The sequence below is a fragment of the Pelobium manganitolerans genome (assembly GCF_003609575.1).
GTDB classification, from domain to species: Bacteria; Bacteroidota; Bacteroidia; order Sphingobacteriales; family Sphingobacteriaceae; genus Pseudopedobacter; species Pseudopedobacter manganitolerans.
On sequence record NZ_MBTA01000003.1, the window covers coordinates 129,758 to 156,247 of the forward strand.

16 protein-coding genes are annotated in these 26,490 nt (G+C 43.0%); 10 read left to right on the forward strand and 6 right to left on the reverse strand.

Annotated features, from left to right (window positions below):
- Positions 1 to 84 precede the first annotated feature (84 nt).
- Positions 85 to 546: a DUF4293 domain-containing protein gene (locus BCY91_RS03770; RefSeq protein WP_120180691.1), complete on the reverse strand. Its 462-nt coding sequence runs from the start codon at positions 544 to 546 to the stop codon at positions 85 to 87.
- 82 nt (positions 547 to 628) lie between these two features.
- Here BCY91_RS03770 and truA point away from each other — a divergent pair, with 82 nt between their 5' ends.
- Both truA and BCY91_RS03780 read left to right on the forward strand, forming a co-directional pair.
- The gene (gene truA / locus BCY91_RS03775) at positions 629 to 1,381 is read left to right on the forward strand and encodes a tRNA pseudouridine(38-40) synthase TruA (protein WP_120180692.1); all 753 of its coding nucleotides are present in this window, start codon (positions 629 to 631) and stop codon (positions 1,379 to 1,381) included.
- A 6-nt stretch (positions 1,382 to 1,387) separates the two neighbouring features.
- Complete coding sequence (locus tag BCY91_RS03780; protein ID WP_120180693.1) at positions 1,388 to 3,175, forward strand: ABC transporter ATP-binding protein; 1,788 nt, start codon at positions 1,388 to 1,390, stop codon at positions 3,173 to 3,175.
- Positions 3,176 to 3,538: 363 nt separating this feature from the next.
- Here BCY91_RS03780 and BCY91_RS03785 read toward each other — a convergent pair whose 3' ends face one another.
- On the reverse strand, positions 3,539 to 4,402 hold the full coding sequence (locus BCY91_RS03785; protein WP_120180694.1) for a PorP/SprF family type IX secretion system membrane protein: 864 nt from the start codon (positions 4,400 to 4,402) through the stop codon (positions 3,539 to 3,541).
- Positions 4,403 to 4,456: 54 nt separating this feature from the next.
- Positions 4,457 to 11,962 (reverse strand): YDG domain-containing protein, encoded by a 7,506-nt coding sequence (locus tag BCY91_RS03790; protein WP_120180695.1) that lies wholly within the window; start codon positions 11,960 to 11,962, stop codon positions 4,457 to 4,459.
- Between the two features lie 383 nt (positions 11,963 to 12,345).
- Here BCY91_RS03790 and sucD point away from each other — a divergent pair, with 383 nt between their 5' ends.
- Positions 12,346 to 13,218 carry a succinate--CoA ligase subunit alpha gene (gene sucD, locus BCY91_RS03795; RefSeq protein WP_120180696.1) on the forward strand — a complete coding sequence of 291 codons (873 nt, stop codon included), beginning with the start codon at positions 12,346 to 12,348 and terminating at the stop codon, positions 13,216 to 13,218.
- Positions 13,219 to 13,442: 224 nt separating this feature from the next.
- Here the strand turns inward: sucD and BCY91_RS03800 are convergent, their stop codons facing one another.
- Complete coding sequence (locus tag BCY91_RS03800; protein WP_120180697.1) at positions 13,443 to 14,135, reverse strand: metal-dependent hydrolase; 693 nt, start codon at positions 14,133 to 14,135, stop codon at positions 13,443 to 13,445.
- Positions 14,136 to 14,167: 32 nt separating this feature from the next.
- Positions 14,168 to 14,485: a YbaB/EbfC family nucleoid-associated protein gene (locus tag BCY91_RS03805; protein WP_120180698.1), complete on the reverse strand. Its 318-nt coding sequence runs from the start codon at positions 14,483 to 14,485 to the stop codon at positions 14,168 to 14,170.
- Between the two features lie 238 nt (positions 14,486 to 14,723).
- On the opposite strand from BCY91_RS03805, the gene BCY91_RS03810 reads away from it, so the two are divergent.
- Positions 14,724 to 15,245, forward strand: coding sequence for a hypothetical protein (locus tag BCY91_RS03810; protein ID WP_120180699.1), 522 nt, complete (start codon positions 14,724 to 14,726; stop codon positions 15,243 to 15,245).
- A gap of 56 nt (positions 15,246 to 15,301) precedes the next feature.
- Here the strand turns inward: BCY91_RS03810 and BCY91_RS03815 are convergent, their stop codons facing one another.
- On the reverse strand, positions 15,302 to 15,643 hold the full coding sequence (locus BCY91_RS03815) for a hypothetical protein (protein WP_120180700.1): 342 nt from the start codon (positions 15,641 to 15,643) through the stop codon (positions 15,302 to 15,304).
- An 85-nt stretch (positions 15,644 to 15,728) separates the two neighbouring features.
- Between BCY91_RS03815 and BCY91_RS03820 the strand changes: the two genes are divergently transcribed.
- The 6 genes from BCY91_RS03820 to BCY91_RS03845 all read left to right on the forward strand — a co-directional run bounded on the left by BCY91_RS03820 (position 15,729) and on the right by BCY91_RS03845 (position 26,116).
- A complete protein-coding gene (locus tag BCY91_RS03820; RefSeq protein ID WP_120180701.1) occupies positions 15,729 to 16,058 on the forward strand; it encodes a hypothetical protein in 330 nt (109 codons plus the stop codon).
- 62 nt (positions 16,059 to 16,120) lie between these two features.
- Positions 16,121 to 18,445: a TonB-dependent receptor gene (locus tag BCY91_RS03825; RefSeq protein ID WP_120180702.1), complete on the forward strand. Its 2,325-nt coding sequence runs from the start codon at positions 16,121 to 16,123 to the stop codon at positions 18,443 to 18,445.
- Between the two features lie 245 nt (positions 18,446 to 18,690).
- Positions 18,691 to 19,443, forward strand: coding sequence for an ROK family protein (locus BCY91_RS03830; protein ID WP_120180703.1), 753 nt, complete (start codon positions 18,691 to 18,693; stop codon positions 19,441 to 19,443).
- A gap of 233 nt (positions 19,444 to 19,676) precedes the next feature.
- Positions 19,677 to 21,197: a glucose-6-phosphate dehydrogenase gene (zwf, locus tag BCY91_RS03835; RefSeq protein ID WP_120180704.1), complete on the forward strand. Its 1,521-nt coding sequence runs from the start codon at positions 19,677 to 19,679 to the stop codon at positions 21,195 to 21,197.
- Positions 21,197 to 21,916, forward strand: a complete 720-nt coding sequence (gene pgl, locus BCY91_RS03840) for a 6-phosphogluconolactonase (RefSeq protein WP_120180705.1) — start codon at positions 21,197 to 21,199, stop codon at positions 21,914 to 21,916. The genes zwf and pgl overlap by 1 nt, the downstream gene beginning before the upstream one ends.
- A gap of 150 nt (positions 21,917 to 22,066) precedes the next feature.
- Positions 22,067 to 26,116 carry a hybrid sensor histidine kinase/response regulator transcription factor gene (locus tag BCY91_RS03845; RefSeq protein WP_245988996.1) on the forward strand — a complete coding sequence of 1,350 codons (4,050 nt, stop codon included), beginning with the start codon at positions 22,067 to 22,069 and terminating at the stop codon, positions 26,114 to 26,116.
- Positions 26,117 to 26,490 lie beyond the last annotated feature (374 nt).

Below are 26,490 nucleotides of genomic sequence, written 5' to 3' on the forward strand. Positions count from 1 at the left end.
TAGGTTAGGCGCTAAAGATAAGGTCTTTAACACAAAATCCTAATTAAAATATCGCAAAAAGAAAATATTTTTAAAAATATGGCGCTATCTTAACCTGTCGGCAGATTTCACCAGTTTATCATCGCGTAAAATTCCTTTAGCCGCTAAAATCAAAAACAGGATAGAAACCGAAGTCAAGCCTGCTCCAATGCTGTAATCGCTAATTTCCAATGCTTTACCTGCAACGCCTTTTACACTTTGCGCCAGCCAAAAGCTATACGCAATTACTAAAACTACATCCAAATAAACCAGGGTTGCCTGTTTCTTTCGTGTTTTGTATAAGAAAATCAGCACAATAGGAATTAAACCCACTAAAGCAGTCGCAATAGTTAATAAAGTAAAAGGTTCGGTTTGTGCCACTTGGTTGTTAATTACCTCGTAAACGCCAGTAACCATAATTTTTCTGGCTCCAAGTGGCGAAAAAGTGTTTACAATAGGAAAAAGATAAAGGGCGTAAATAGCCAAAGAGGCCAATAATAAATAAATACTTTGTATGCGCTGTATCATATCTATGCTGCTTAATTATTGGGGTAAAGTTAAAACATCGCGGGCTATTCTCAGCTAAAATATTAAGTCTTAAATTTGGGCGGTGCAACACATAAAAAGATTTTTCCTAGAACTGGCTTATAATGGCACATCTTTTCACGGATGGCAATCGCAACCCAACGCAGTGGCGGTGCAAGAAGTTTTAGAACAGGCTTTGCAAAAGGTTTTTCGGCGAAAGGTAGAAACGTTGGGCTGTGGACGCACCGATACCGGCGTGCACGCCAGCCAGTTTTTTGCACATTTTGATTTGCCTGCGGATTTAAATTTTTTGGCAGAGAAATTCCTGAAATCAGTAAACGCGCTTCTGCCCACGTCTATCGCTGTGTATCGCGTAATTCCGGTACATGCAGATGCCCATGCCCGTTTTGATGCCACACAGCGCAGTTACGAATATCATATCCACTATCAAAAAAATCCGTTTAAACACCATTTAAGCTGGCAAATTACGGGCGGGCTCAATTTGGAAGCGATGCAAGATGCAGCTAGCATTATCAAAAATTACAATGATTTTGGCGCGTTTTGCAAGGCAAATGCAGATAATTTCACCAACATCTGCAATATTTACCGGTCCGAGTGGGAAGAAACTGCAGACGGATTAATTTACCATATTAGCGCCAACCGCTTTTTGCGCAACATGGTGCGCGCTATTGTAGGCACTTTGGTGGATGTTGGCCGCGGAAAGCTTGGGGCAAAAGATATGCACGGCATTATCCAAAGCCAAAACCGCTCGGCAGCGGGCGCCTCTGTACCGGCTTGTGGCTTATTTTTAACTCAAATCCATTATCCATATATTTAAAACTTAATGGCAAACAATATTACAGGCAAAACATACGATTGGGGTTTGCTAAAGCGCGTTTTCGCCTATGCAAAGCCTTATAAAGCGGTATTTGCTTGGTCTATTTTTTTAACCTTGGCCTTGGCGGCGCTGGCACCTGTGCGGCCCTACCTTATTCAGCTTACGCTAGATAAATTTGTGTTTTTTAATGACAGCAGCGGTTTGTTAAACATGACCTTGCTAATGATTGGCCTGCTGTTGCTGCAAACTTTGGTGCAATATTATCAAACCTTGCTTACCAACACACTGGGGCAATCTGTAATTAAAGATTTGCGGATTGATGTTTTTAACCACATCACCAAACTGCGGCTTAAATATTTTGATAAAACACCTATCGGCCAATTAATTACGCGCACTGTGTCTGATTTAGAAACCATTGCCGATATTTTTAGTCAGGGTTTAATTTCCATCGTGGGCGATAGTTTGCAGATAATCACCATTATTGCCGTGATGCTTTATGCCGATTGGCGCTTAACGCTGATTGTTTTGGTGCCCATGCCTTTTTTGATGATTGCCACTTACATTTTTAAAGAGGCGATAAAATCTGCATTCCAAGATGTGCGCAACCAGGTTTCGGCGCTAAATACCTTTTTGCAGGAGCACATCAGCGGGGTAAGCATTATCCAATATTTTGCCCGCGAAGAGCAAGAGTATAAAAAGTTTAAAGTAATTAATGCCGAGCATCGCGATGCGCACATCCGCTCCAACTGGTATTATTCCATATTTTTTCCGGTGGTTGAGCTTATTGTGGCGCTGTCTTTAGGTTTGCTGGTGTGGTATGGTTCAAAAAGCATCCTCACCAATCAGGTATCGCCGGGCGTGGTGGTTTCTTTTATCATGTACATCAACATGTTGTTTAGGCCTATCCGCGAGCTGGCCGATAAATTTAACACTTTGCAAATGGGCATGGTGGGCGCCGATCGGATTTTTACGGTTTTAGATACCGATGAAAAAACCCCAAACACCGGCAATTTGGTGTTGCCACAAATGCGGGGCGAAATCACTTTTGACCAAGTTTGGTTCTCTTATAGGCAAACAGAGGAAATGCCAGCGGATAACGAATGGATCTTGAAAAATATCTCGTTCCACTTAAAAGCGGGCGAAACCCTAGCTTTGGTGGGTGCAACCGGCGCCGGCAAATCATCAACCATCAATATCTTAAACCGCTTTTATGAGATTAGCAAGGGCCAAGTGTTGGTAGATGGCGTCAACATCCGCAACTTGGATATCAACTATCTGCGTTCGCACATTGCAACTGTTTTACAGGATGTTTTTCTTTTTTCGGATACCATCCAAAACAACATTAGCTTAAACAACCCGGCTATTACGCTAGAGCAAATTATTGCAACGGCTAAAGATGTAGGCGCGCACGAGTTTATTATGCGTTTGCCGGGCGGTTATCAGTACGATGTGCAGGAACGCGGGGCCACTTTGTCTGTTGGGCAGGCACAGCTGATTTCCTTTATCCGCGCTTTGGTGCACCAGCCCAAAATTTTGGTTTTAGATGAAGCTACCTCTTCTGTTGATACAGAAACTGAACATCTGTTGCAAAACGCCATCGAGAAAATGATGGAAGGGCGCACAGCTATCGTTATTGCGCACCGCTTATCTACCATCCAAAACGCTGATAAAATTATTGTGCTAGAAAAAGGGGAGATTATGGAGATGGGCACACACCAAGAATTGCTAAAACTGGGCGGTTATTACAAACGTTTGTACGATTTACAGTTTGCCTCGGCGGGAATTGTGAAATAGAGTAATTTGAGATTTGAGATGGGAGATTTGAGATTTGAAACTTGCTTTGCAGATTGAGAAAGAACTTTTGGGAGTAAGGATGAAGGAGCTTGAGATTTGAGAAGGGAGATTTGAGATGTGAGACCTGTTTTGCGGATTAGGAAAGACTTACGATTTTTCTGGGACGCTTGGTTAGAAAAATCGTAAGTCTGATGCTGTTAAAATTGAGATGGGAACGCTTGTCATCCAAAAAAAGACTTACGAAGTTTTTGAAACTTCGTAAATCCCGCTAAATTTTGAAACGCATTCGTCTTAAACCTTCCGCCTCAAACTTTACATCTCAAACCTCAAACCTTTCGCCATCCCGCAACCTTCCACCTCACCTCAAAACTTATAACCCACAGCTAGATCAAATATGCCGCCGCTAATACCGCGGATATCGGCTGGCTCGCTGTTGTACATCACAGAAATATTCAGGCTTTTACGGTAATCGTAACCGATGCCTCCGGTAAAACTGCTGTTGCTGTGGTACATGGTGTAAAATGCCAGTTCGGCAAGTTTCCATTCGGCGGCAGCATCCCACATATTTTTGTAGCCTTTAATACCGCGGTAGGCAAACAGGGGTTTTACGCTCAAAAGCTGGTCGATAGGCAACAAATAACTTACGCTGCTGTAAAAAGTAGAATAATCTACGGTGCTTACACGTCCGCTACGGTTTTGGTTTAGGTTCAGATAGCTAAACTGTGCTTCAAAACCTTTTAGTTGGTAACTCACCCCAAAGTTGCCATCCAGATAATTCTCTTTATCGTTATATTTATTCAAAGCAGGGTCAGCGTTTCCGCTGCCGCTGGCAGTGCCCACGTCAAAGCGGTCTTGTCGCCAGCTTAACGATACCCCGAAGCGGATGTTGTGATTTTCTTCATCCAACGGAACGCGATAGGCGAAAGTTCCCATGGCCTGTGTACGCGCCAGTAAGCCTGCTTTATCGTTTATAATGTTGATGCCAACGCTGGCTTTATCGTTAATAGGTGTACTAGCCGAGAAAGACATGAGCACCGGCGAACCTTCTATTTTGTTCCACTGATTGGCATAGTTAGCAAAAACGCTGGTGCGGGCATCTTTACCTGCCATCGCAGGATTTACCAGATAAGGGTTCTGAAAATATTGACTTTTCATGGGCGTTAGTTGCGCCGAGGCGGATGAAGCTATTGCGCCGATAAGCAACAGGCTGAATATAAGTTTTTTCATGGAATATTTTTATAATCCCGCCCGCAAATGCGGGCGGGGAAGGATGTTTAAATTTTATCTAACTATAGTAATGAAACCTTTGATTGGCGCAATGTTCTGTTGGTCAAAACGGAAAACATAATAATAAGTTCCTTCCTGTAAATCAGAGCCATTGGCGATTCCGTTCCAGTCGTTTTGGTAGTTTTTAGTTTCAAAAACGGTACGGCCGGCCCGGTCAAAAATGCTTAGCGTATGGTTAGGGTAGGCATCAATATTTTTTACCACCCAGTTGTCATTAATTCCGTCTGCATTTGGCGTAAAGAAGTTCTCTGCCGTTAAAGCTTGGTAATCATCATTAACGGTTAGGGTAAAGCTGGTTTGCGTTTGGCAACCACTGGCATTTGTTACCGTTACCGTATAGTTAGTTGTTTCTAAAGGCCTAACGCTCAAGGTGGCGCTGTTTTGCCCGCTGATAATACCAGAAGCATTGCTCCAGCTGTAAGAAGTGCCGTTACTACTGTTCACTGTTAATTGGGCAGTTTCGCCTTTACTGATGGCATTGCCTTTGTCGCTCACAATCTCATTAACCGGCAAGGCATTCACCGTGATGGTAAAGGTACGGCTGAATTCGTCTGTCCCGCCGTTTGCTGTCCCGCCGTTATCGCTCACTTTAACCGTGATGTTTGCCGTACCGCTTTGTCCATCCGCTACGCGGTAACGCAATTTATTGTTGCTGATGCTTAACTCGCTAAACAAATTGCTGTTATTGTTGCTTAAGCTCAAATTTACTGTTTGGGCACTTTCCGGTCCAGCCGAAATACCGCTTAATGCCACATCCTGACGGGCATTGGTATAACAGATTACTTGGTTGGCAATCGCATCTAAAGTAGGCGCTTCGTTTACATCTAATAAATTAACTGTAAATGTTTGCTCTAAAAACAGGTTGTACTGCGTAGTGCTGCGGACCCTAATTTGGTATTGCTGTTTGCTCTCAAAATCTAATGCCTTGGTGGTTACCAACTGGTTGCCGTTGATGGCAAAACTGCTATTATCTATATCACCCGAGCCACTTACTAAACTGTAAGTAAAGATGGCGGTAGGACTCATAGCCGTACTGCTTAACGTTCCTACTGTGCTTGTTGCAGGGCTGTTCTCGAACAGGTTTTGTGCAGCAAAGCTGATGCTGGTTGGTGCGCCCGGTAAAATACTAAGCGTACCGGGCACGTAGCTGATGCTGTAATTTGTTGCCGAAGCGCCACCAACTGTGATTGGGTAATTGCCCTGAAGGGTATTCGTATTTGCAATTGTGCTTAACACCGGTTGGGCGGCAAGTATCAAATTGTTTTCTCCGCTAATGAAGCCATTGTAGCTGGCGGTAAATACCGGGTTTGCTTCGCCTTCGTACTTCTGTTTATCGTCCGCAGTAATGGTTAAAGCTTTTGCGGTGATATTAGCGCTTGCATTTGCCGAAGTGTTAAAAGTATAATTCGCCGCATCTGCGCCGCTGATGCTGATGCCGTTTACCGAAACGGCCTTAGCCGTTCCCACGTTTTTATCGGCAAAAGTTGCCGATGTATAAGCCGTGTTAACTTCATCTCCGCTTAATTTGTCATCGCTTAAAGTTACAGTAGCGTTTGTATTGCCGTCGTAAATTTTGTTGGTCGCGTTTGCGGTAACCGTTAAAACTTTGGCAGTGATACTAGCGTTTGCATTTGCCGAAGTGTTGAAAGTGTAATTCAACGCATCTGTGCCGCTGATGCTGATGCCGTTTACCGAAACGGCCTTAGCCGTTCCCACGTTTTTATCGGCGAAAGTTGCCGATGTATAAGCCGTGTTAACTTCATCGCCGCTTAATTTNTCATCGCCGCTTAATTTGTCATTACTTAAAGTTACGCTGGCGTTTGTGTTGCCGTCGTAAATTTTGTTTGTTGCATTAGCGGTAACGGTTAAAGCCTTGGCAGTGATACTAGCGTTTGCAGTTGCCGAAGTGTTAAAAGTATAATTCGCCGCATCTGCTCCGCTGATGCTGATGCCACTCACGGAAACGGTTTTAGCCGTTCCCACGTTTTTATCGGCAAAAGTTGCCGATGTATAAGCCGTGGTAACTTCATCGCCGCTTAATTTGTCATTACTTAAAGTTACGGTAGCGTCTGTATTGCCGTCGTAAACTTTATCACTTGCACTAGCCGTGACGGTTAAGGTTTTAGGAGTAATGGTTCCTATATTGGCCGATGCGGTATTTGCAGCTAACTCATAATTGCCCGCATCTGCTCCGTTAAGGCTTAAACCGCTCACGTTTACCGCTTTGCTGATGCCCACATTTTTATCATCATACGTCCCGTTGGCAGGATTGTTTAAAGAAACTATATCAGAACCCACAACGCCGACTAGTTGATAGTTTGCAGCGGTTAAGCTCGCGGTGTTTTCGGCATTGTAAGTTTTACTTACTGTCCCCTGCAAGCTCACGGCTAACTGTTTTTTACTAACGGTAAGTGTTTGCGTTTGGTCGCTGGCCGGGGTAAAGCTATCGTTACCGGCCTGGCTTGCGGTAATTGTGGCCGTTCCGGCACCAACAATATGAATTTTTCCGGCAACAATGCTTGCTACGGCGGTATTGCTCGAGCTATAACTTATTTCCAAGTCTGAATTGGTTGTTGCGCCCGGAGCAAAATCTGCATCACCATAAGTTTTTGATGGTAATGCCGCAAAAGTTATTGTTTGCGGTCCTTTAGGCGTGGCGCTCAGTTCTGTGCTGTAACCACTCTCATTACCGGCGGCATCTATTGCCGTAATGCGGTAATAATAGGTAGTGCCATTAGTTAAACTGCTATGTGTAAAAGTGTTAGTTGGTTTCGTAAGCGTTTGCAACAGCGTGGTAGGGTTTTGTGAGGTGCCCACATATACTTTGTAGCTTGCCAAATCTGTTTCGCTGTTGGCGGTCCAATTCAGTTCAACTTTTTTATCGCCAGCGCTTAAGGCAAAGCCGGCTGGTTGCGCTGGGGCAATTCCGTCTATCACTAAAGCCTTGTTTTTTGCTAAAGAGCCTGTTGCGCCGGGCGCAGCTAAAGTTAAAGTGGCGTTATTGCCTGCAGCATCCCGGATGCTTCCACCGTTTAAAGCTAACGCGGTAGTACTTAGGTAATCTAAATCGGCGCTGCTGTGGCCGGCTTTAACGGTATAAGTAAAGGTTAAAGTGTTGGTGCCACTACCAGAAGTGTAATCAATTACAGCATCGTTATTCCCAGTTTCTAAAGTAAGCTGTGGCGTGCCCGTTACAACAACACTTTTGTCAAATGAAAGCGTTAAGTAAATATCATCGCCTATTTTGTATGTGCCGTTTGGAGCGGTAGCTGTTACGTTGGATATGGAAGGAATAATTCCGTCGACCAATACGCTTTCAGTACTCGCCACGTGTTGCAAATTTAGCAAGGCCGCGTTAGAAGCATTGTCTTTAATGCCGCCGCCATTCAAATCTAAGGTGCTGCCAAGGGTAATTCCGTCTGTATCCGAATCGCCGTTTTGTACCGAATATTTGAAAACTAAAGTTTGGCTTTCGCTACCCGATGTATAATCGGCGTAAGCCTGAGTGCTTCCGATAGTTATTGGCAATCTGGGTGTGCCTGCGACAGTTACATCGGCATTAAAAGTTACCTTGAAACTTAGTTCGCTTCCTGCTTTATAAGTTCCGTTATCCGGAACGCTTACGCTCGTGATAACAGTTGGCGTTGTCTGAACTTCAAAAGCACCTAAATCTACCACGCCATTATTAGCAAATTGATAAACACGTGCGTTTCCTGCTAAATCTTTAGTGTTTGCATCTAAACCGGTTACGAAAGCATTATCGCCGGCGTTTAAAGCCGGACTGGCTAGTTCTAAGGTATAATCTCCAGCTTCTGGATTGTTAAATAGAGGATTTACATTAAGAACGCCGGTTCCGCTATAACCACCCTGTACAATGCTGTTGCTTACCGTAGCTGTATTAAAACCTAAAGCATTGGTGCCGTTGTTACCCCAAATGATGCTGTTTTTTATTGTCGCAGTTCCTCCGTCTATTTGTACGCTTGCTTGTGCAGTATTATTTTTATTGTTGGCTACAGTGATGTTGATGAACGTTGGATTAGAAGTGGCATTGTAAATACCGCCGCCTCGGTACGTTTGCACCGTACCGTTGTGGTGGATAACGGAATTTTCAAACTTTGCGCCCGAATTAAAATTGGCTATTCCTGCACCGTCTAAACTGGCATAGTTGTTTTTTACGTTAAGATAAGCAAAAGCAGGGCTAGATGTATGGTTGTAAACGCCTCCGCCAGAGTTTTGTTTAAAAGTATATCCGCCAACCAAAATATCTGCTCCGCCTGTCGCGTTGCCGCCAATTATCGTAAAACCATTTAAAACGGCAGATCCTGCATCGCCGGAGCTTGTCACCACGTGATAAGCGTTATCTCCGTTTATGGTACCATCGCTATCATCGTTGTTGTCAATATCTCCGCTCAAGATACTGGCGTTTGTGCTAAGGCTAAGGTCTCTTTGTGCTAAAGTACTTTCGGTGCCGACAAAGCCACCATAAATCTTCACGTCTTTTACCAGCAAAAAGCTGTTGAGCCTGCCTTTGTCGGTTCCAAAATTAACGCCGTCTTCGGGGCTGTATTTTGGTGTGTATTTGCCGCCGGCTACCCAAATTTCTTTGATGATGTTATTAGCGCGGGCAAACTCTAAAGCATCGGCAAATTCGGCAATGGCATTGGTCCAGCTGTTGCCTGTTCCGTTGCCGCCGGCTACTGCTTTTTTAACGTATAAAACGCCATTACTTACGGTAAGTATAAAGGCTTTTTCAAAGGTCAGCCCGCCATTATCGGCAACTTTAATGCGGATTTGGTAGCTGTTTTTAACCGAATAATCGGGGGCGTTGTTAATTTTTAATTCGTTGCCCGTAATGGTGAATGCCCCATTATCTGCATCGCCCGCGCCAGTTGCCAAGCTGTAAGTAAAACTGCCGCCTTCGGCATCCGTAGCGGTTAATGTGCTTACGATGGCATTGGCACTTATCGTTCCGTTTATGAATGTAGTGCCTAGCGCAATGTTGCTAGGTGCCGAGTTAACCACGGTTTTAAATTTCCAGGTGGTGGCATTGCTAATACCGGCGTAAGCGTTATCACTCATATCCAAAACAGCGCCTGCATCTGCCTGCACATAAAGTTCTGTAGAGTTGGGCAAATCGGCCGGTAGTGGTATCGTTAGCTTTTTGTCATCAATAGTGACGCTTGAAGATGTTACGGCTATTTGTTGCACCATAGCGTTATCTGCCACTTTTTTAATGATGAAATTGCCGGTGCCGGTTTTTATTTTTTCGCTAAAAGTTATAACCAAGTTGCTGTTGGTGGCAATATCTGTTGCGTTATTTGCCGGACTGTAGCTGGCAACCGTTGGCGGGTTAGGATCGCTAACAGTTATGTTGAACGATTGCTCCACAGTGTTGGTGCCATCACTTAGCTGTATTTTAACCGGATGTACGCCTACATCTTCATGGCTTGGTGTGCCAGATAGTACGGCGCCGGTTTGTATACGATAGGTTTGATTCCCGCTTCCATAAACCAAAGCCCCGCCTGGGGTTAAAGTCATGCCCCAAGCAGAAGTTTTGCTTGCCACTGTTTCATAGCTTGAGAGGTCTGGGGTGTATTTGCGAATGCCTCCATCTCCATTCATTAGGCTTAAATAAATGTAGCCTTGAGCGTCAATTTTAACGTCAGAAGGATAGTTAGATATTTTGCTGTTGTCTAATGCAGCAGTAAGAGTTGAGCCGTCCCATTTGAGAAGCGCTCGATTATTATAGTTAGCTATGTACAAATTTCCAGAAGCGTCAAAACCTAATCCGAAGATGCCATAAAGTAGAGAGTTAGAAATATAGTCCGATGCTTGGTTGTTGCTAAGGTTTATTTTAACAACTTTACCTGAATTATACAAAGTAGCATATAAATAACCTCCACGCTCCACCATGGCTAAAACATCTGCGCCGGTGTAAACATCGGTTTCACCCAATTCGGGATGGTTTATATCTATTTTTGTGATTTTACCACTTTCGTCCCCAGCATAATAGCTTATATAAAGATAGTTTCCTACTATAAGCAAACCGAAGTTCGAACCATAAGAGGTTGTTGACTTGGTGGCGAAGTCCGTTTTCGTTCCATCTTGACTAATTTTGTATATTTTAGAACCATCTAGTTCCGCCACATATACGTTACCATCTGCATCTCCGGCAACGCCACCGGGATTTGAAATAGGACTTCCAAATGCAGTAGCCTCATTCTGCCCGGTGGCCGAGAAATTAAGCCAAGAAGGTTTGGTTATAGCTGTAATAGTAAGTGCATCATTTTCTGCATCCTGCGCGCTAATGCCGTATGTGTAGGCTACGTTTTCTGTTGCGGTAGTTATAGCTGTAGAGGTAAAAGTTGGCGCATCATTTACCGCAGTAATGCTAACTGTTTTGGTAACTGTTGAGCTGTTGGCGGTGCCGTCGTTTATTACAAAAGAAATGGTACGGTTTGCATTATTTGGATTGTCTGATACGTTATTGTATTTTACTGCCCGCAAGGCTGCCTGCCACTGTGCTGTGGTTGCGGTGTTGCCGGAAGAGCTTAAATTAAGTACGCCAGTTCCGCCGTAAAAAGCAGCTGTGATATTGCCCATGGTACTGCCGTCATTGGTAAATGACAGTACATCCTGTCCGGTCTGGAAACCGCCTGTAATGCTTACCGTTGCCGAAGCTAAAGTGCTATTATCTGCATCTGTTACCGTAATGCCGTTATCTATGGCAATGGCTGTGCCTTCTGTAAAGGCGGTAGTGCCGGCGCTGGTGGTTAGGGTTGGGGGGGTGTTTGAAGGACTTACTCTGAAGTTCTTTGCAGTCAAGTTATCTATATATAATGCTGATAGTTGATTGGCTGTGTTGGGCGTTATTCTAAATTCATCTATTCCTATAAAGTTTCCGTTATCCGGTAGCGTGATATTCTTACTCCAGTTTCCGCCATTTCCAAAGCTGGAGAATGAGGGGACATTATAAACCGCTCCTATAACTGCTACACCGTTTTTGTAACCCGTAATGGTAAACAGCGTGTTGTTGCTTATTACGTCATAGGACAAGTCAAGACTTTTTAAGTCAAAAATTTTACCGTCGTTCGACCTAAAACTCAGCGAAGTTATGGTTTGAGTTCCGCCTTCAAGCGCCAGATAGATAAATCCTCCGTCAGACCCTGCTCCCCAATTTTCCCCCGCCATAACAAACACATCGTTACCGCTAGTTGTGTAGCCTTTAACATCCCACCCAGAACAACCGATGTTAGTCGCGATGATTCCGTTAGATGCATTATTTGATCGGGCATATTCTAAGTAAGCTCCAGGAGCCAAATCGTCAAATAGTGTTGCCTCGTCTGGCGTGGTTTGACAAGGGATTCCAATAGACGAAAAGAATACTTTTAATGCGTCCTTGCCCTCATCAAAAGCAAAAACGTTTAGATGTTGAACGTAGAAAAATAGAATGAATAATACCGTACGTTTGATATTTAAGACGCGTAATGTTTTAAGCATATAGGATAATTTGAATATTGAAATTGTATCTTTAGCATGTAGAGTGAAATAATAAAAAAGCAACTAAAACCTTTGGTCATAGTAGCAAGAACTAGAGTTAAATTGTAGGATTTGAGAATTTGATGAGTGTGATTGTAACATAGAGTTTTGTACGTGCACGCAAAAATCTGGGTTGCAATTTTTTTCACAAATTTTCATTTTCAGAGAAAGGCTTTCTACACAGTAGAATATGGAAGATGGCTACAAAGTGTCGGGGGCTTTATGTAGTTTTTTGGCACGCATCCTAAACCGCGTAACATCAAGATGTGCTTAAGGCTTTTTAGCCTTATTTTTTTTGACATTCTTTGCGATTCTGTTAGCTTTGCCTAACATAAAATATAACCATGAGTGTACTTGTAAATAAAGATTCAAAAGTAATAGTTCAGGGTTTCACCGGCAACGAGGGTACTTACCATGCTACCCAGATGATCGAGTACGGAACCAATGTTGTTGGAGGCGTTACTCCAGGAAAAGGCGGTCAAAGCCACTTGGATAAACCTGTTTTTAACACTGTGCAAGAAGCGGTAGACAAGGCCGGTGCCAACGTTTCTATTATTTTTGTGCCACCTGCTTTTGCAGCCGATGCCATTATGGAAGCTGCTGCGGCGGGCATCAAGGTTATTGTTTGTATCACCGAGGGTATCCCAACTAAAGATATGATCCAGGTGAAAGAATATATTGCCGATAAAGACTGCCGTTTAATTGGCCCTAACTGTCCGGGTATCATCACTGCGGATGAGGCCAAAATCGGTATCATGCCGGGCTTTATCTTCAAAAAGGGTAATGTGGGCGTGGTTTCAAAATCGGGCACTTTAACTTACGAAGCGGTAGACCAAGTGGTGAAAGCCGGTTTGGGTATTACCACAGCAATCGGTATCGGCGGCGATCCTATTATTGGTACACCTACTAAAGAAGCGGTTGAGCTTTTGATGAACGATCCGGAAACGGAAGGAATCATCATGATTGGTGAGATTGGCGGAAGCATGGAAGCGGAAGCTGCAAAATGGATCAAAGAAAACGGAACTAAACCTGTGGTAGGTTTTATTGCTGGCCAAACTGCGCCTCCGGGACGTAGAATGGGCCATGCCGGTGCAATTGTTGGCGGCGCCGATGATACCGCAGCCGCAAAAATGAAAATTATGAGAGAGTGTGGCATTACTGTGGTTGAATCTCCGGCAGAGATTGGCGCAGCAATGGCCGCCTTATTGAAAAAATAATAGCGATTAGGCTTTAATAATCATACCAAAAAAGGTGATGCAAAACGCATCACCTTTTTTGTTTTTATAGACTAGCGATGTTTTTTTGTTAAAGAGTCTGGAGATTCTTTTGCATTTGCAAATCCGTAGAATTGAGCGAAGCGTTTCTACGGATAGAGATTGCTAACACGTCTGCTAGCCCGCCCTGTTTTTAAATTTTTAATTTTCCCTTTTTAATTTGCAAGCTAAATCACCATCGCATCTTCTTCCCGATCAGATATTTTTAACAAGCTTACCTTCACGCCAGCATCAGCGAAAGCTTTTTTTGCTTGTTCGTGGTTAATTTTAATGTAGCCAAAAGTATCGTAATGCATGGCAATTACGTTTTTGCACTTGATAAAATCGGTGGCTATAATGGCATCGGCTACGCCCATGGTAAAATTGTCGCCGATAGGCAAAAAAGCATAATCCAGTTTAAACAATTCACCGGTCAACTTCATTTCCTGTGTTAATGCGGTATCGCCCGAGTAGTATAGGGTTTTTCCTTCGGTTTGGATGATAAAGCCCGCGGCTGTTCCTCCGTAAGTTCCATCGGGCAAAGAATTAGAGTGCGCGGCAAAAACCATCTTAACCGCACCAAAATCAAATTTCCAGCTGCCGCCTAAGTTCATGGGGTGGCCGTTTTCTACCCCTTGTTTTTTTAACCACTCCACAATCTCGTGCGAGCTTACCACCGTCGCATTGGTGCGTTTGGCTATGTTCACCAAATCGGCAACGTGATCCTCGTGCCCATGGCTTACCAAAATAAAATCACACTCAATTTTATCTACGTCAATGTGTTTTGCCAGCTCATTAGGGCTTATAAAGGGGTCAAACAAAATTTTATGCTTTCCTGTATCTAACAGAAAACACGACTGGCCAAAATAATTTACTTTCATTTTTCTGATGCTTTTCCTTGATAATTATAGATTTATTTTTTGCCGAATAGGTTGGCTAATCCGCCCATTCCGCCCAGCATTTGGTTGGTCATTGCCGCCATTTCCGATTGCGAAATGTTATCTGCCTGTTGCAACGCTTTATTTATAGCCACCACTAAAACATCTTCTAAGCCCTCGGCGCCGTTTTCTTTCAAAAAATCTTCACTAATGCTAATGCTCTTGATTTCTTTGTTGGCCGTAGCTGTAATTTTTATGGTGCCGCCTTCTGCTTCTTCGGACACGGTGATGCCGTCTAAACGTTTTTTTACTTCTTGTGCTTTCTGCTGTGCTTCGAATAGTTTATCAAACATTTTTTAATGGATTTTGATGAAGACCCAAAACTCGGATATGTTTTCTGCAAATAAAAATCTGCGCCGAAAAAGGGCTGTTTAACAATAATTTGAAGCTTTTGCGGCAAATTTCGCACCAAGCGTTTTAGTGCTTTGGCATAGCTCTTGCCAAAAGCCTAGTGTAAATTAATTATGAAGCTTCCGATGTTCGGGTAGGGCAACAGCCACGGCTTCATTTGTTAAAACAAAAAATAGTAAAATGAAAAAAAACATTCTAAAAGGAGTAATGGCAGCAGCTGCTTTAACCTTTATAAGCTTTTCTGGCGCTTTTGCGCAAACTAATGATGTGGACCACCCAACCCGTTTAAGTGTGGGTGTTGGTATTGGCGTGCCAACTAAAAGTTATATGGGCGACGTGGTGCTTGCACCAGATTTAAGAGTGCAACACGATTTGAGCAACCGTACCTCATTAACTTTAACTACCGGTTATTATGGTTTTGTTGGTGGCCCTGATGGTAACTCACAAAGTGATTTAATTCCGCTAAAGGCCGGTGCCAAATTTTTCTTCGGCAACACATTTTATGTACAGCCAGAAGTAGGCGCAGCCTTTGGAACCAGAGACGGTGCCGGTACCGCATTTGCTTGGGCTCCAAGTTTGGGTTATGCCAATAACAAATGGGATTTAGCCCTACGTTACGAAGGTTTTGAGTATAAAAATGATGTTAGCAACGGTATGGTTGCTGTACGTTTGGCCTATGCTTTTAAAAGACCGGGTAAATAACCTTCCATCTTATCTATGAAAAACAAACAAAGCCGCTTTTTTAGCGGCTTTTGTTTTTAATAGACTTCTTCAAAATAGTTAACAATTAAAGATTTTATCAGCATCTCTTGCTCAAGCAAAGTATAAGCCGGTATGGGTTTTAGTTTTTTCCAATGCGGCCAGCCGTCCTGATCTAAACCTTCTAGTTCATAAAAACCAAGCTCGGAAAAAAGGCGGCAGGTGGCAATGTGCATCAGCTCTTCCTTTTGCCGTTTACTAAATTTTAAGGGGCCTTTGCCCAATTCTTGTACGCCTATTAAAAATAACATCACTTTAATGTCGGGCGTATCGGTATCAAAGTCTTGAGCTAGTTTATGTTGAAGTTCTTTAAACTTTATATTTACTTCTGCAGGTTTCATAATGCAAAGATAACTTTAGTAAAATAAGTTCTTGTTTTTGGAGGCCCGTCTGGGCTGTTTAGTTAAAATATGATAACTTAGCGGCTTGAATTTAAAGAAACATATCCAGTCTTTTTTATTCTATGTGCTTGCGCTCGCGATTTTAAGCGCTGCAGTTCCTTTGCACAACATTTTTCACCAGCACCATTACATACAGACCGACCATTGCGGGGCAGGCTGTAAAAAACATTTAAAAACTTATACCAAGCCTTGCTGCACGGCAACCTATGCCCAGTTAATTGGCGATATGCCTTTGCAGGAACTTCACGTTAAGGTGGTACAACCGCTAAGTTTTATCAGCTGTTTTTATTTAACGGATAACTATTTCCAGTTTTTTCATCTCACCCGAAATAAAGCCCCTCCGGCGTTAAGCTAAAACCTTAACTACTTTATTTCAACTGCCCATTTTTTGGGCTTCATCTATTAATTTTTAACAAAATGAAGCGTATATTATACACGCTTGTGCTACTTTTATGCGCAAGCTATACTTATGCTGCCGATATTATTTTTAGCGGTAGCGTTGTTGATGCACAAACCAAACAGCCATTACCAGGCGCAAGCATTAACATCCCCGATTTAAAACTTACAACCCAAACTGATTTGCAAGGGCGTTTTTCCTTTAACCGGATTCCGGAAAACGGTGTTTTTTTAGTACAGGTTTCTTATGTAGGTTATCAGCATTTAAGCAAATCTGTGAATTTCAAAGCTAATAATCCGGTGGTGTTCCAGTTGGTTGCTAGCCGTATCGAGGCTAACGAAGTAGTAGTAACCGGTACCGTTAGCGGTTCTAGCAATAAAAAAAATAGTACCTCGCTAGGTGTGCTGTCATTGGAGGATATGCGCGCTACGCCAGCGAACAACATCATTGATGCAGTTTCAAAAATTGCAGGTGTTTCGCAAATTTCTACTGGGCAAGCCATTTCAAAACCGGTAATCAGAGGGCTATCTTATAACCGCGTGGTAACACTAAGCGATGGTATAAAACAACAAGGCCAGCAGTGGGGCGATGAACACGGCATTGAGATAGACCAATTTTCGGCAGAAAGGATAGAGGTACTGCGCGGTGCGGCCAGCCTGGTGTACGGTGCCGATGCTTTGGGCGGCGTAATCAATATTTTAGAACCGCTTACCGTTTCCGATGGTTTAATTAAAGGAGAGGTGCTTAGTAATTACGGCACCAACGCCGGATTAAGTGGCAGCTCGGCTATGCTTACCGGTAACAGCAGTGGTTTTGTTTGGCGTGGCCGCGCGAGTTATAAAAATGCACATTCTTTTAAAACGCCCGACTATTATTTGCCCAATTCGGGTTTTAAGGAAACAGATTTTAGCGGGATGCTAGGTTTTAACAAAGCTTGGGGCTACAGCCACCTCAACGTATCCAATTTTAGGAGCAACATCGGTTTTTACGAGCCGGAGCTGGACGCCGCAGGGAATTTTGTAGATGAAGATGGAAATGCTTTTACCGATAGCGAACTAAAATCACGTAAGCTGGCATTGCCTAACCAGCAGATTAACCATTTTAAAATCGCCTCTAACTCTAATGTTTTGTTGCCAAGCGGGAGTTTAAAGCTCGATTTGGGCTACCAGAACAACGTCCGTAAAGAATTTGAAGATGTGGAGCCAGCCCTGTTTTTCGATTTAAAAACATATAGTGTTGACGCAAAATACATCCGCGAAAAGCGTGAAGGAGCTTGGCAACCCATTTTTGGGATAAGTGCCGACTATGCCAACAGCCTAAATAAAGGCGAGGAATTTCTGATACCGGATTATAACAATTGGGGTTTTGGCCTGTTTTATTATATGAACAAGGAAACTGCCAACGGGAGCTTCAACTTTGGTTTACGTTACGATTATCGCAGAAACCAAGGGAAAGATTTGATAGACGATGGCGTACAACGTTTTACCGCTTTTGATAAGCAATTTTCTAACTTAAGCGGTGCAGTGGGTTTTACGCATCAATTTACAGAGAACTGGAATTTAAAAGCAAACCTCAGCAGTGGCTTTAGAGCGCCAAACCCCGCAGAGCAGGCATCAAACGGAGTGCATGAAGGTACTTTCCGTTACGAAAAAGGCGATGCAACTTTAAAATCCGAAAACAGCTATCAAGCAGATTTAGCCTTGCAATACACCAGCGCCAACATTGATTTTAGTTGGGGCATTTATAACAACTATATCAGTAACTATATATTTTTAGCGCGCAACAATAACGAAACCATCAGCGTTACAAACGAGGGTGGCGCAACTTCTTTAATGCCTTTATTTAGGTATCAGCAAGCTAAGGCCAACTTTTACGGTACAGATGCTACCTTTATTTACCACCCCTTTGAGTTTTTGCATTTCGAAAATAGTTTTAGTTATGTGCACGCTCAAAACCTAAAGCTAAACCAGGCTTTGCCATTTATCCCAGCAGCCAGTTTAAGAAACGAACTGCAGTTTGAACCCAATATTAAAGGTTTAGTGCACAGCCACATTTCCGTGGGTTTAGAAAGCAATTTTGCGCAACGCCGTGTTGCTAGCTTTGAAACCACTACCGCAGGATACACCTTATTGCAGGCAGGTTTAGGAACGCAATTTAACATTGGTAAACAAAAGGTTGATTTGCATATAACCGCCAACAACTTGTTGAACAAGCGTTACTACAACCATTTAAGTCGGTTTAAACCGGGCCGTTTAGACGAATCGGACCCTAGTTTCGGCATTTACAATCCGGGGCGCAACATCACTTTCGGCTTGTATTTGCCTATTGGTGGGCAACTTAGGTAGTATGGTACCAAAAAATTTGAAGACGGTGATTTCGGCAAGTTCTGGAGAGATGAGATTCTAGAATGGGTACGAAGCCGTACAAAAAGGAAAGATTGGTGTATAACTAAAATCGCAGTTATTTTTACGTCAGACTATTCTTTAATAGGATTAATGCTTTTTATTTAGGGCTGTTTTCGGCTATAATGCGTAGTTTGCATTATAAATTGTAGCATTTGTTGCGCAAAAACAGCCCTAAATTTAATCAGATGAACAAAACAGCTCCCGAAAATATACTGGTAATTGACATTGGCGGTTCACACGTGAAAGGCATTATCATCAACAGCAATCTTAAAGTTGTCCATCCTTACCAAAAAACGCCCACGCCTCCAAACCTTAAGCCCGCTACGCTTATGGCTACCATTAAAACCTTGACAAAAAATTTCACTCATTTTGATAAGGTAGCAGTAGGTTTTCCGGGTTATGTAAAACAAGGCATAGTGTACACGGCGCCCAATTTAAACGATTTTGCTTTCCGTAAATTTCCGTTGAGCGAAGAACTGGCCGCATTTTTTAATAAACCGGTGCGTTTAGTAAACGATGCCGATTTGCAAGGTTTTGCACTGGTAAAAGGCAAGGGTTTTGAAATGGTAATTACCTTAGGAACCGGTTTTGGCACCGCACTGTTTATGGATGGCGTACTTTTGCCGCACCTAGAACTGGCTCACCTGCCTGTACGTAAAAATTATGATTACGATGATTTTTTAGGCGATGCTGCTTTGGAGTTAGAAGGGGATAAAAAGTGGAACAAAAAGCTTAAAGAGGTTTTGGATAATTTTAGAACGGTTTTCAACTTTGACCATTTATACATTAGCGGCGGAAATGCTAAACATATCAACTTTGCATTGCCGGAAGATATTAGCATTGAGAGCAACCGAGACGGTATAAAAGGTGGCGCCGTGTTGTGGAATGCCGTGGAGACTTACAGCCTAAAAACCATATTTCCTAAAAGCATTGCGTAGATTTTTAAATTAAAAGTCTTAATCCATCAAAACAATTGATACTTTTGAAGCCAAACTGGCAAACGGATATATGTGTTCCGCAAACAATCAGCAAATTAACACCACAAAAATCCCCGATAAGGGCTGCTTAAAAACGCGCTAGTGTTTTGTTGCGGTGTTGTGCCATAAACAAAATTTAACCCAACCATTTTAACAGCATATACAAAATCGTTAAAACAAACTCAACAATTTAAATGAAATCTAACATTAAAACCAAGCCAACGATATACATGATTTTTGGCGGTACGGGCGATTTGGCAGAACGTAAGCTGATTCCGGCATTGTACAACCTTTTCTTAGAAGGGTATATGCCAAAAGAATTCGCAATTATAGGCCTTGGTCGTACCGATTATACTAATGAGAGCTTTATCAAAAATTTATTGGGCGGCGTAAACAAGTTTTCGCGTAGCGGCAAAGCAGATAAAGATCAGTGGGCAGATTTTTCGAGCCGCATCAGCTACCTTAGAACCGATGTGAACAACGAGGGCGACTATGCTAAAATGGAGCAAGTGATTGATAAATACGAAGCAGAATGGTCCGAGCCGCCTGTAATTATCCACTACCTTGCCGTAGCACCGAACTTTTTCCCAATCATAGCCAGCAACTTGGCAAAAATGAAATCTGCCGGCGATGCAGAACGCACACGCGTGGTTATCGAAAAACCTTTCGGTCGCGATTTAGAAACCGCAAAAGAGCTTAACGCTTTATTGAGGAATATTTTTGACGAAAAGCAAATTTACCGCATAGACCATTATTTGGGTAAAGAAACCGTGCAAAACATGATGGCTTTCCGTTTTGCAAACGCCCTTTTTGAGCCAATATGGAACCGTAACTTTATTGAGCACGTACAAATTTCTGTAACAGAAGATATCGGTGTTGAGGACCGTGGTGGTTATTATGACGGCTCTGGTGCTTTGCGCGATATGTTGCAGAACCACATTTTGCAGGTTTTATGCTTGGTAGCGATGGAGCCACCGGTAAACTTTGATGCAGAAGAAGTACGTAACCGCAAAGTGGACGTGTTGCGTGCCATGCGCAAATTTGGCCCGGAAGAAATTAGATTTAACACCGTGCGCGGCCAATATGGCGAAGGCTGGGTTAAAGGCGAGAAGGTTGAAGGCTACCGCCAAGAGCAAGGCGTAAATAAAGAATCTAACACAGAAACTTTTGCGGCCATTAAATTTTTTATTGATAACTGGAGATGGCAAAACGTACCTTTTTACGTGCGCACAGGCAAGCGTATGCACCAAAAATCGTCCATCATCAGCATCCAGTTTAAAGATGTGCCGCATCTAATTTTCCCTAACAACTCCTCAGAAAGCTGGCAGCAAAACAGGTTAATCATTAGCATACAGCCAGAGATGAGTATCCGTTTGCAGGTGCAGGCCAAACGCCCAGGTTTAGATATGACTTTAAACCCGGTAGATATGGTTTTCAATTACGATGGAACCTACGAAACAGATACGCCAGAAGCATACGAAACCTTGTTGTTGGATGCTATGAAAGGGGATCAAACTTTATTTATGCGTGGCGACCAGGTAGAAACGGCTTGGGATTTGATTATGCCTGTGTTGGAAAGCTGGGAAGTTAAAAAGAGCATCAATTTCCCTAACTACTCGGCAGATAGCTGGGGTCCCGAAGCCGCTGAAGCTTTAATTGCCAAAGACGGTTTCCATTGGTTTACCTTACCTATTAAAAAATCAGATAAAAAGTAATGAGTTTAAAAGTTTTTAAAGAAAGCAACGAAGCTATTGCAGCATTGGCCGAGGTTTTTGTAGCAGATGCGAAAAAAGCCATCGCCAAAAATGATCGGTTTAGCGTGGCCCTTTCGGGCGGTAGCTCGCCAAAGAAACTTTACGAGCTATTGGCCTCTAAATACAAAAACGAGCTGGACTGGAAAAAGGTTTACTTTTTCTTTGGCGACGAGCGTTATGTGGCGCATACCCATCCGGATAGCAATTACCTGATGGCAAAAACGGCCATGTTAGATAGCCTGCAAATAGCAGATAACCAAGTTTATAAGGTAGATACCGCTTTGGATCCGGCAAGTGCCGCCCTAGAATACCAACGTTGCATCTGTGCTTTTTTTAACGATAAGCCGGTGTTTGATTTGGTACTTTTAGGTTTAGGAGACGATGCGCATACCGCATCTATTTTCCCGGGTACAGATTTAGTTTGGATAGAAGAGGAATTGGTAAAAGAAGTTTACCTGAAAGATAAAGAAGTGTACCGCATTAGCTTTAGCGCAACATTAATTAATGACGCGGCGCACATCGCTTTCTTAACTTTTGGCGCCAATAAAGCAGATGCCATCAAAGCGGTTTTAGAAGGTGAGCGTGATGTAGCGCAATACCCCGCGCAACTTATTAAACCTCGCAACGGCGAGTTAGATTGGTTTGTTGATGAAGCAGCCGTGGGCAAATTAAGTAGATAAAAACATCTTAGTATTATAAGAAGCTTCACCCCAAAAAGGTGGAGCTTCTTTGTTTTATCACCCTGTATTGGGTGGATGTAAAACTCAAACAAATACAATTTCCTGCCTAAAATTCTTATTTTGCAACGCTCTACAAGCACCTAAATTTAAATGTCGAAAAAAACCTCGCTGTTGCTGTTTATATTTTTCATGGCGTTAAACATGCTTTTTGCACAACCGCAGGCGTATAATTTTTCACATTTAAGCATTGCCGACGGACTTTCCCATAACCAAGTCAACACCATCTATCGCGATAAGCAAGGTTTTTTGTGGATAGGCACTTTATCCGGGCTTAACCGTTTCGATGGGTACGATTTTAAAGTTTTTCGGCACAACCCACAGGATACAACTACTTTGGTAGATGACTATATCAACAACATCTTAGAAGGGCCACAGCAAAAATTATGGATCATTACGCGCAATGGTTTAAATATTTATGATCCGCAGAACGAGCATATTATCAGAAACCCCACCACTTATTTGGCGCGCCTACGCTTGCCCTTGGATGATGAGTTGGTGGATATTAAAAGTGCCGACAGCACCTACTGGTTCTTGTTCCGCAAGAAAGGGATAATCCGCTACCAAGCAAAAACTAACCAAACTACGCTCTTTAAATTTGGGAAAAATGTAAAGCCCGTAGCATTGGCTGTATCACCTAAGCTACCGGTTTGGGTCATTTGCGACAATGGCGACGCCGTCAGCATCCGCCAAAACCGAGCGCAAATATTTCCTAAACTTTTTGCCTCTTTTTACCGCGAAACCGAAGCCTTTAGTAGTGCTTTTTTAGATGCCCAGGGCGAGGTGTATCTGTTCTCTACTGCGCAATATAAAGGCGTTTACCACTATCGGCCACAGCAAAAACAGCTGTTGCATTTAAGTACGGCCAACACGCAGCTGCGCCTAAACACCAACTTGGTACGTGGCATAGTGCAAGACCAAGCCGGTAAGTTATGGATAGCCACGGACCATGGAGGCGTAAACATTTATGATAAAAACAAAAAACAACTGCTGTACTTGCTTAATCGCGAGTACGACCAAGCCAGCATCAGCCAAAACTCTATTAATACGGTTTATAAAGACGAGCGCGGATTCATCTGGCTGGGTACTTTTAAAAAAGGCATTAGCTACTATCACCCCGATATCAATAAATTTAAAACCTACACGCACCAGCCCTCAAACGCCAACAGTTTGCCTTATTCTGATGTAAATACCTTTGCGGAAGACAAAAACGGAAATATTTGGATAGGCACCAACGGTGGGGGCTTATTGTATTGGGATAGGCGAAACAATACTTTTAAAACCTATAAGCACACTGCAAAAAATAAAGGTATCAGCAGTAATGTTATTGTTAGCTTGCTGATTGATGATGCTCAAAATCTTTGGATTGGAAGTTACCACGGCGGACTGGACGTGTTTGACGGAAGCAATTTCCGTAGCCTACACCAAAGCACCGCAAATGCGGATGAAAGCGTTTTTTCCGTAAAGCAAAGCCGCTCGGGCGATATCCTTGTTGGTACGCTGGATGGCGGCCTAATACAATACAATCCCGCCACAGAGGTGCTTAAAACCTATACCACTGCCAATAAGTTTTTAGCTTCCAACTATGTTTCTAGCATACTTGAAACGGCCAGCGGAGAACTTTGGTTAGGAACATCGGAAGGGATTGCTGTATTGAAAAAAAGCGGCTCGGTTTACAAAGAAAGCAAGCTTATAAACAGCAGTAATGGCCTTAGCAATAACAATGTAAACTGCCTAACCGGCGATGAAAAAGGCAATATCTGGATTGGAACGCGCGAAGGACTGAACATTTATGATACACGCAAGCAAACGATAAAGGTTTATAGGCGCGATGACGGGCTGGCCGACAATAACATTCAGGCGATACAGCGCGATGGGCGCGATGATATATGGGTGTCTACCTCGCGCGGCATTAGTAGGGTGCATTTGCAAAGTGGAAATATCCATAAAGCAACTTTTAACAGTTACGATGAGCTAGATGGTTTACAGGGGCTCGAGTTTAACCTCAATTCGGCTTTTCTAACCCGCAAAGGCGAACTTATTTTTGGTGGTGCCAATGGCTTTAATATTTTTAAGCCGCAAGATATACAAGTTAACCAGCATCCGATACGTTTAGCTTTTACAGATTTGCAGGTGCTCAACAATAGTATACAGCCTTCGGATGATGCCGATGCTGTACTGCATCGTTCTGTTAATTATGCCAAGCAGATCACTTTGCAACCGCACCAAAACGTGTTCAGCATTTCCTTTGCCGGGTTCAATTTTTTTAATCCGGATAAGGTACGCTACGCTTACCAATTAGAAGGTTTTGATAAAACTTGGATTGATGCGGACCACAGCGCCCGCAAAGCAACCTACACTAACTTAGATGCCGGCGATTATCTTTTTAAAGTAAAGGCCAGCATTAACGGTTTAAATAACGAAACTCCCGTTAAAACTGTCAGAATAAAGGTATTGCCTCCGTTTTACGAAACGCCTCTAGCGTATTTTATTTATACTTTGCTTATCATCAGCTTGCTGTTGTATATCCGCCAGCGCGGTATTGATAAAATTAGGCGCGAGTTTGCTTTACAACAAGAACGTAAGGAGGCCCAGCGCGTGCATGATATGGATTTGATGAAGATAAAATTCTTTACCAACGTTAGCCATGAGTTTCGCACGCCGCTTTCGCTGATTTTAGCGCCCATTGATAAGTTTTTGAAACACACGCCCGAAGGCGAAGAAAAACAACAATACGAGCTGATTAAGCGCAATGCCAAACGCCTGCTTAACTTGGTAAACCAGCTGATGGATTTTAGGAAAATGGAGGTGAAGGAGTTGAAACTGAATGCTAAAAAAGGCAACGTTGTAGCCTTTATCCGCGATTTATCTTTCTCGTTTACAGATATTGCCGAGAAGAAACAGATTAACTTCCAGTTTGAATCGGAAGTGGAAAATCTAGTGACTTTTTATGATGAAGAGAAGCTAGAACGCATCATTTTCAACCTGCTTTCGAACGCTTTTAAGTTCACTTACGAGCATGGTTTTGTAAGCGTACACTTGAGTGTTGCCCGGGAGGAGAATCATGATTATTTGCTCATTAAAATTATAGATACCGGCATTGGCATCCCAAAAGAAAGCCAGCGGGCCATTTTTGAAAACTTTTTCCAAACGGATACCCCGTCGGACCTGATGAACCAAGGCAGCGGTATCGGCTTATCCATCACCAAAGAGTTTGTAGGGCTGCACGGGGGCGAAATATCGGTAGAAAGTGAAGAGGAAGTGGGAAGCTGTTTTACCGTAAAATTACCTGTGGAAGTAATTGCCATTGGCGAAAAAAAACTTTTGGAGACCCAAAAAACCAAAGGAAAAACCGAACGAAAGCACAGCGATGATACGGCATTGAAGAAACCTTTGGTGCTGCTGGTAGAAGATAATGAAGATTTTAGGTTCTACTTAAAAGAAAACTTGGGCGGGCATTTCCGTATTTCAGAAGCGTGCGACGGGCAAGAGGGCTGGCAAAAAGTTTTAAGTTTACAGCCGCAGTTGGTAGTAAGCGACATTAGTATGCCGCGCTTAGGCGGGATTGATTTGTGCCGGAAAATCAAAGATGATGAACGTACAAAAAAGATTCCGGTAGTGCTACTAACCGCACAAACCGGCGAAGAAAACCACCTGAAAGGCTTAGATACCGGTGCCAGCGATTACATGACCAAACCGTTCAACTTTGAAATATTGCTCTCTAAACTCAAAAATATTCTGCAACAACAGCAAAGCTATATCAGCACCTATAAAAAACAGGTGGATGTATCGGTAAGCACCGAGACGTTAGAGTCGACAGAAGAAAAGTTGGTACGCAATGCCCTTGAATTGGTGGAGAAGAACATTTTAAACCCTAATTTCTCTGTAGAGGAGATGAGCCGAGAGCTGCACATGAGCCGGGTTGCTTTGTATAAAAAGTTGTTGTCTATTACCGGCCAAAGTCCGGTTTCTTTTATCCGCACCATCCGTTTGCAAAAGGCTAAGCATCTGATAGAAAGTTCGGACCTTTCGCTCTCGGAAATTGCGTACCGGGTGGGGTTCAGCAATCCGAAATATTTTACCAAGTCTTTCAAGCAGGAGTATGGTATTACGCCTTCTGAGTGGCAGAAAGCCTCACCCTAAATCCCTCTCCGAAGGAGAGGGACTTTTATGCAGTGCTGTTGATTTTTCTGTACGTTAATGCAAGAATTCCACCTTTGGCTGGACCTTCAATTCAGCGTCATCTCGAACGAGTGTGCGAGGAGAGATCTGGATGTTTATTTTCCCTAGCTAGCGTACGCGTGCCGCGTGTGCCCTCGCTGTTCCTTCGCTATATCAAACTATAAAATATCTTCTTTATTGATAATAGTGTATTAAATCATTGTTTTTCAGTTATTTATGTCAAGTTAACAAATGTATCCCCATTGTTAACAAAAGTATACCTGCCTAAAAAACAAAGCCTATAACTTTAGAATTGTTGGCGTAGCCTTAAACTTCGCCGTATTTATAAACCAATT

Excerpts from the sequence above, each read along its gene's own strand:
- sucD (WP_120180696.1), top strand. The coding sequence starts at position 12,346 with ATGAGTGTACTTGTAAATAAAGATTCAAAAGTAATAGTTCAGGGTTTC.
- BCY91_RS03810 (WP_120180699.1), top strand. The coding sequence starts at position 14,724 with ATGAAAAAAAACATTCTAAAAGGAGTAATGGCAGCAGCTGCTTTAACC.
- BCY91_RS03845 (WP_245988996.1), top strand. The coding sequence starts at position 22,067 with ATGTCGAAAAAAACCTCGCTGTTGCTGTTTATATTTTTCATGGCGTTA.
- BCY91_RS03770 (WP_120180691.1), bottom strand. The coding sequence starts at position 546 with ATGATACAGCGCATACAAAGTATTTATTTATTATTGGCCTCTTTGGCT.
- BCY91_RS03825 (WP_120180702.1), top strand. The coding sequence starts at position 16,121 with ATGAAGCGTATATTATACACGCTTGTGCTACTTTTATGCGCAAGCTAT.
- BCY91_RS03805 (WP_120180698.1), bottom strand. The coding sequence starts at position 14,485 with ATGTTTGATAAACTATTCGAAGCACAGCAGAAAGCACAAGAAGTAAAA.
- BCY91_RS03815 (WP_120180700.1), bottom strand. The coding sequence starts at position 15,643 with ATGAAACCTGCAGAAGTAAATATAAAGTTTAAAGAACTTCAACATAAA.
- pgl (WP_120180705.1), top strand. The coding sequence starts at position 21,197 with ATGAGTTTAAAAGTTTTTAAAGAAAGCAACGAAGCTATTGCAGCATTG.
- BCY91_RS03800 (WP_120180697.1), bottom strand. The coding sequence starts at position 14,135 with ATGAAAGTAAATTATTTTGGCCAGTCGTGTTTTCTGTTAGATACAGGA.
- BCY91_RS03830 (WP_120180703.1), top strand. The coding sequence starts at position 18,691 with ATGAACAAAACAGCTCCCGAAAATATACTGGTAATTGACATTGGCGGT.
- BCY91_RS03780 (WP_120180693.1), top strand. The coding sequence starts at position 1,388 with ATGGCAAACAATATTACAGGCAAAACATACGATTGGGGTTTGCTAAAG.
- zwf (WP_120180704.1), top strand. The coding sequence starts at position 19,677 with ATGAAATCTAACATTAAAACCAAGCCAACGATATACATGATTTTTGGC.
- BCY91_RS03785 (WP_120180694.1), bottom strand. The coding sequence starts at position 4,402 with ATGAAAAAACTTATATTCAGCCTGTTGCTTATCGGCGCAATAGCTTCA.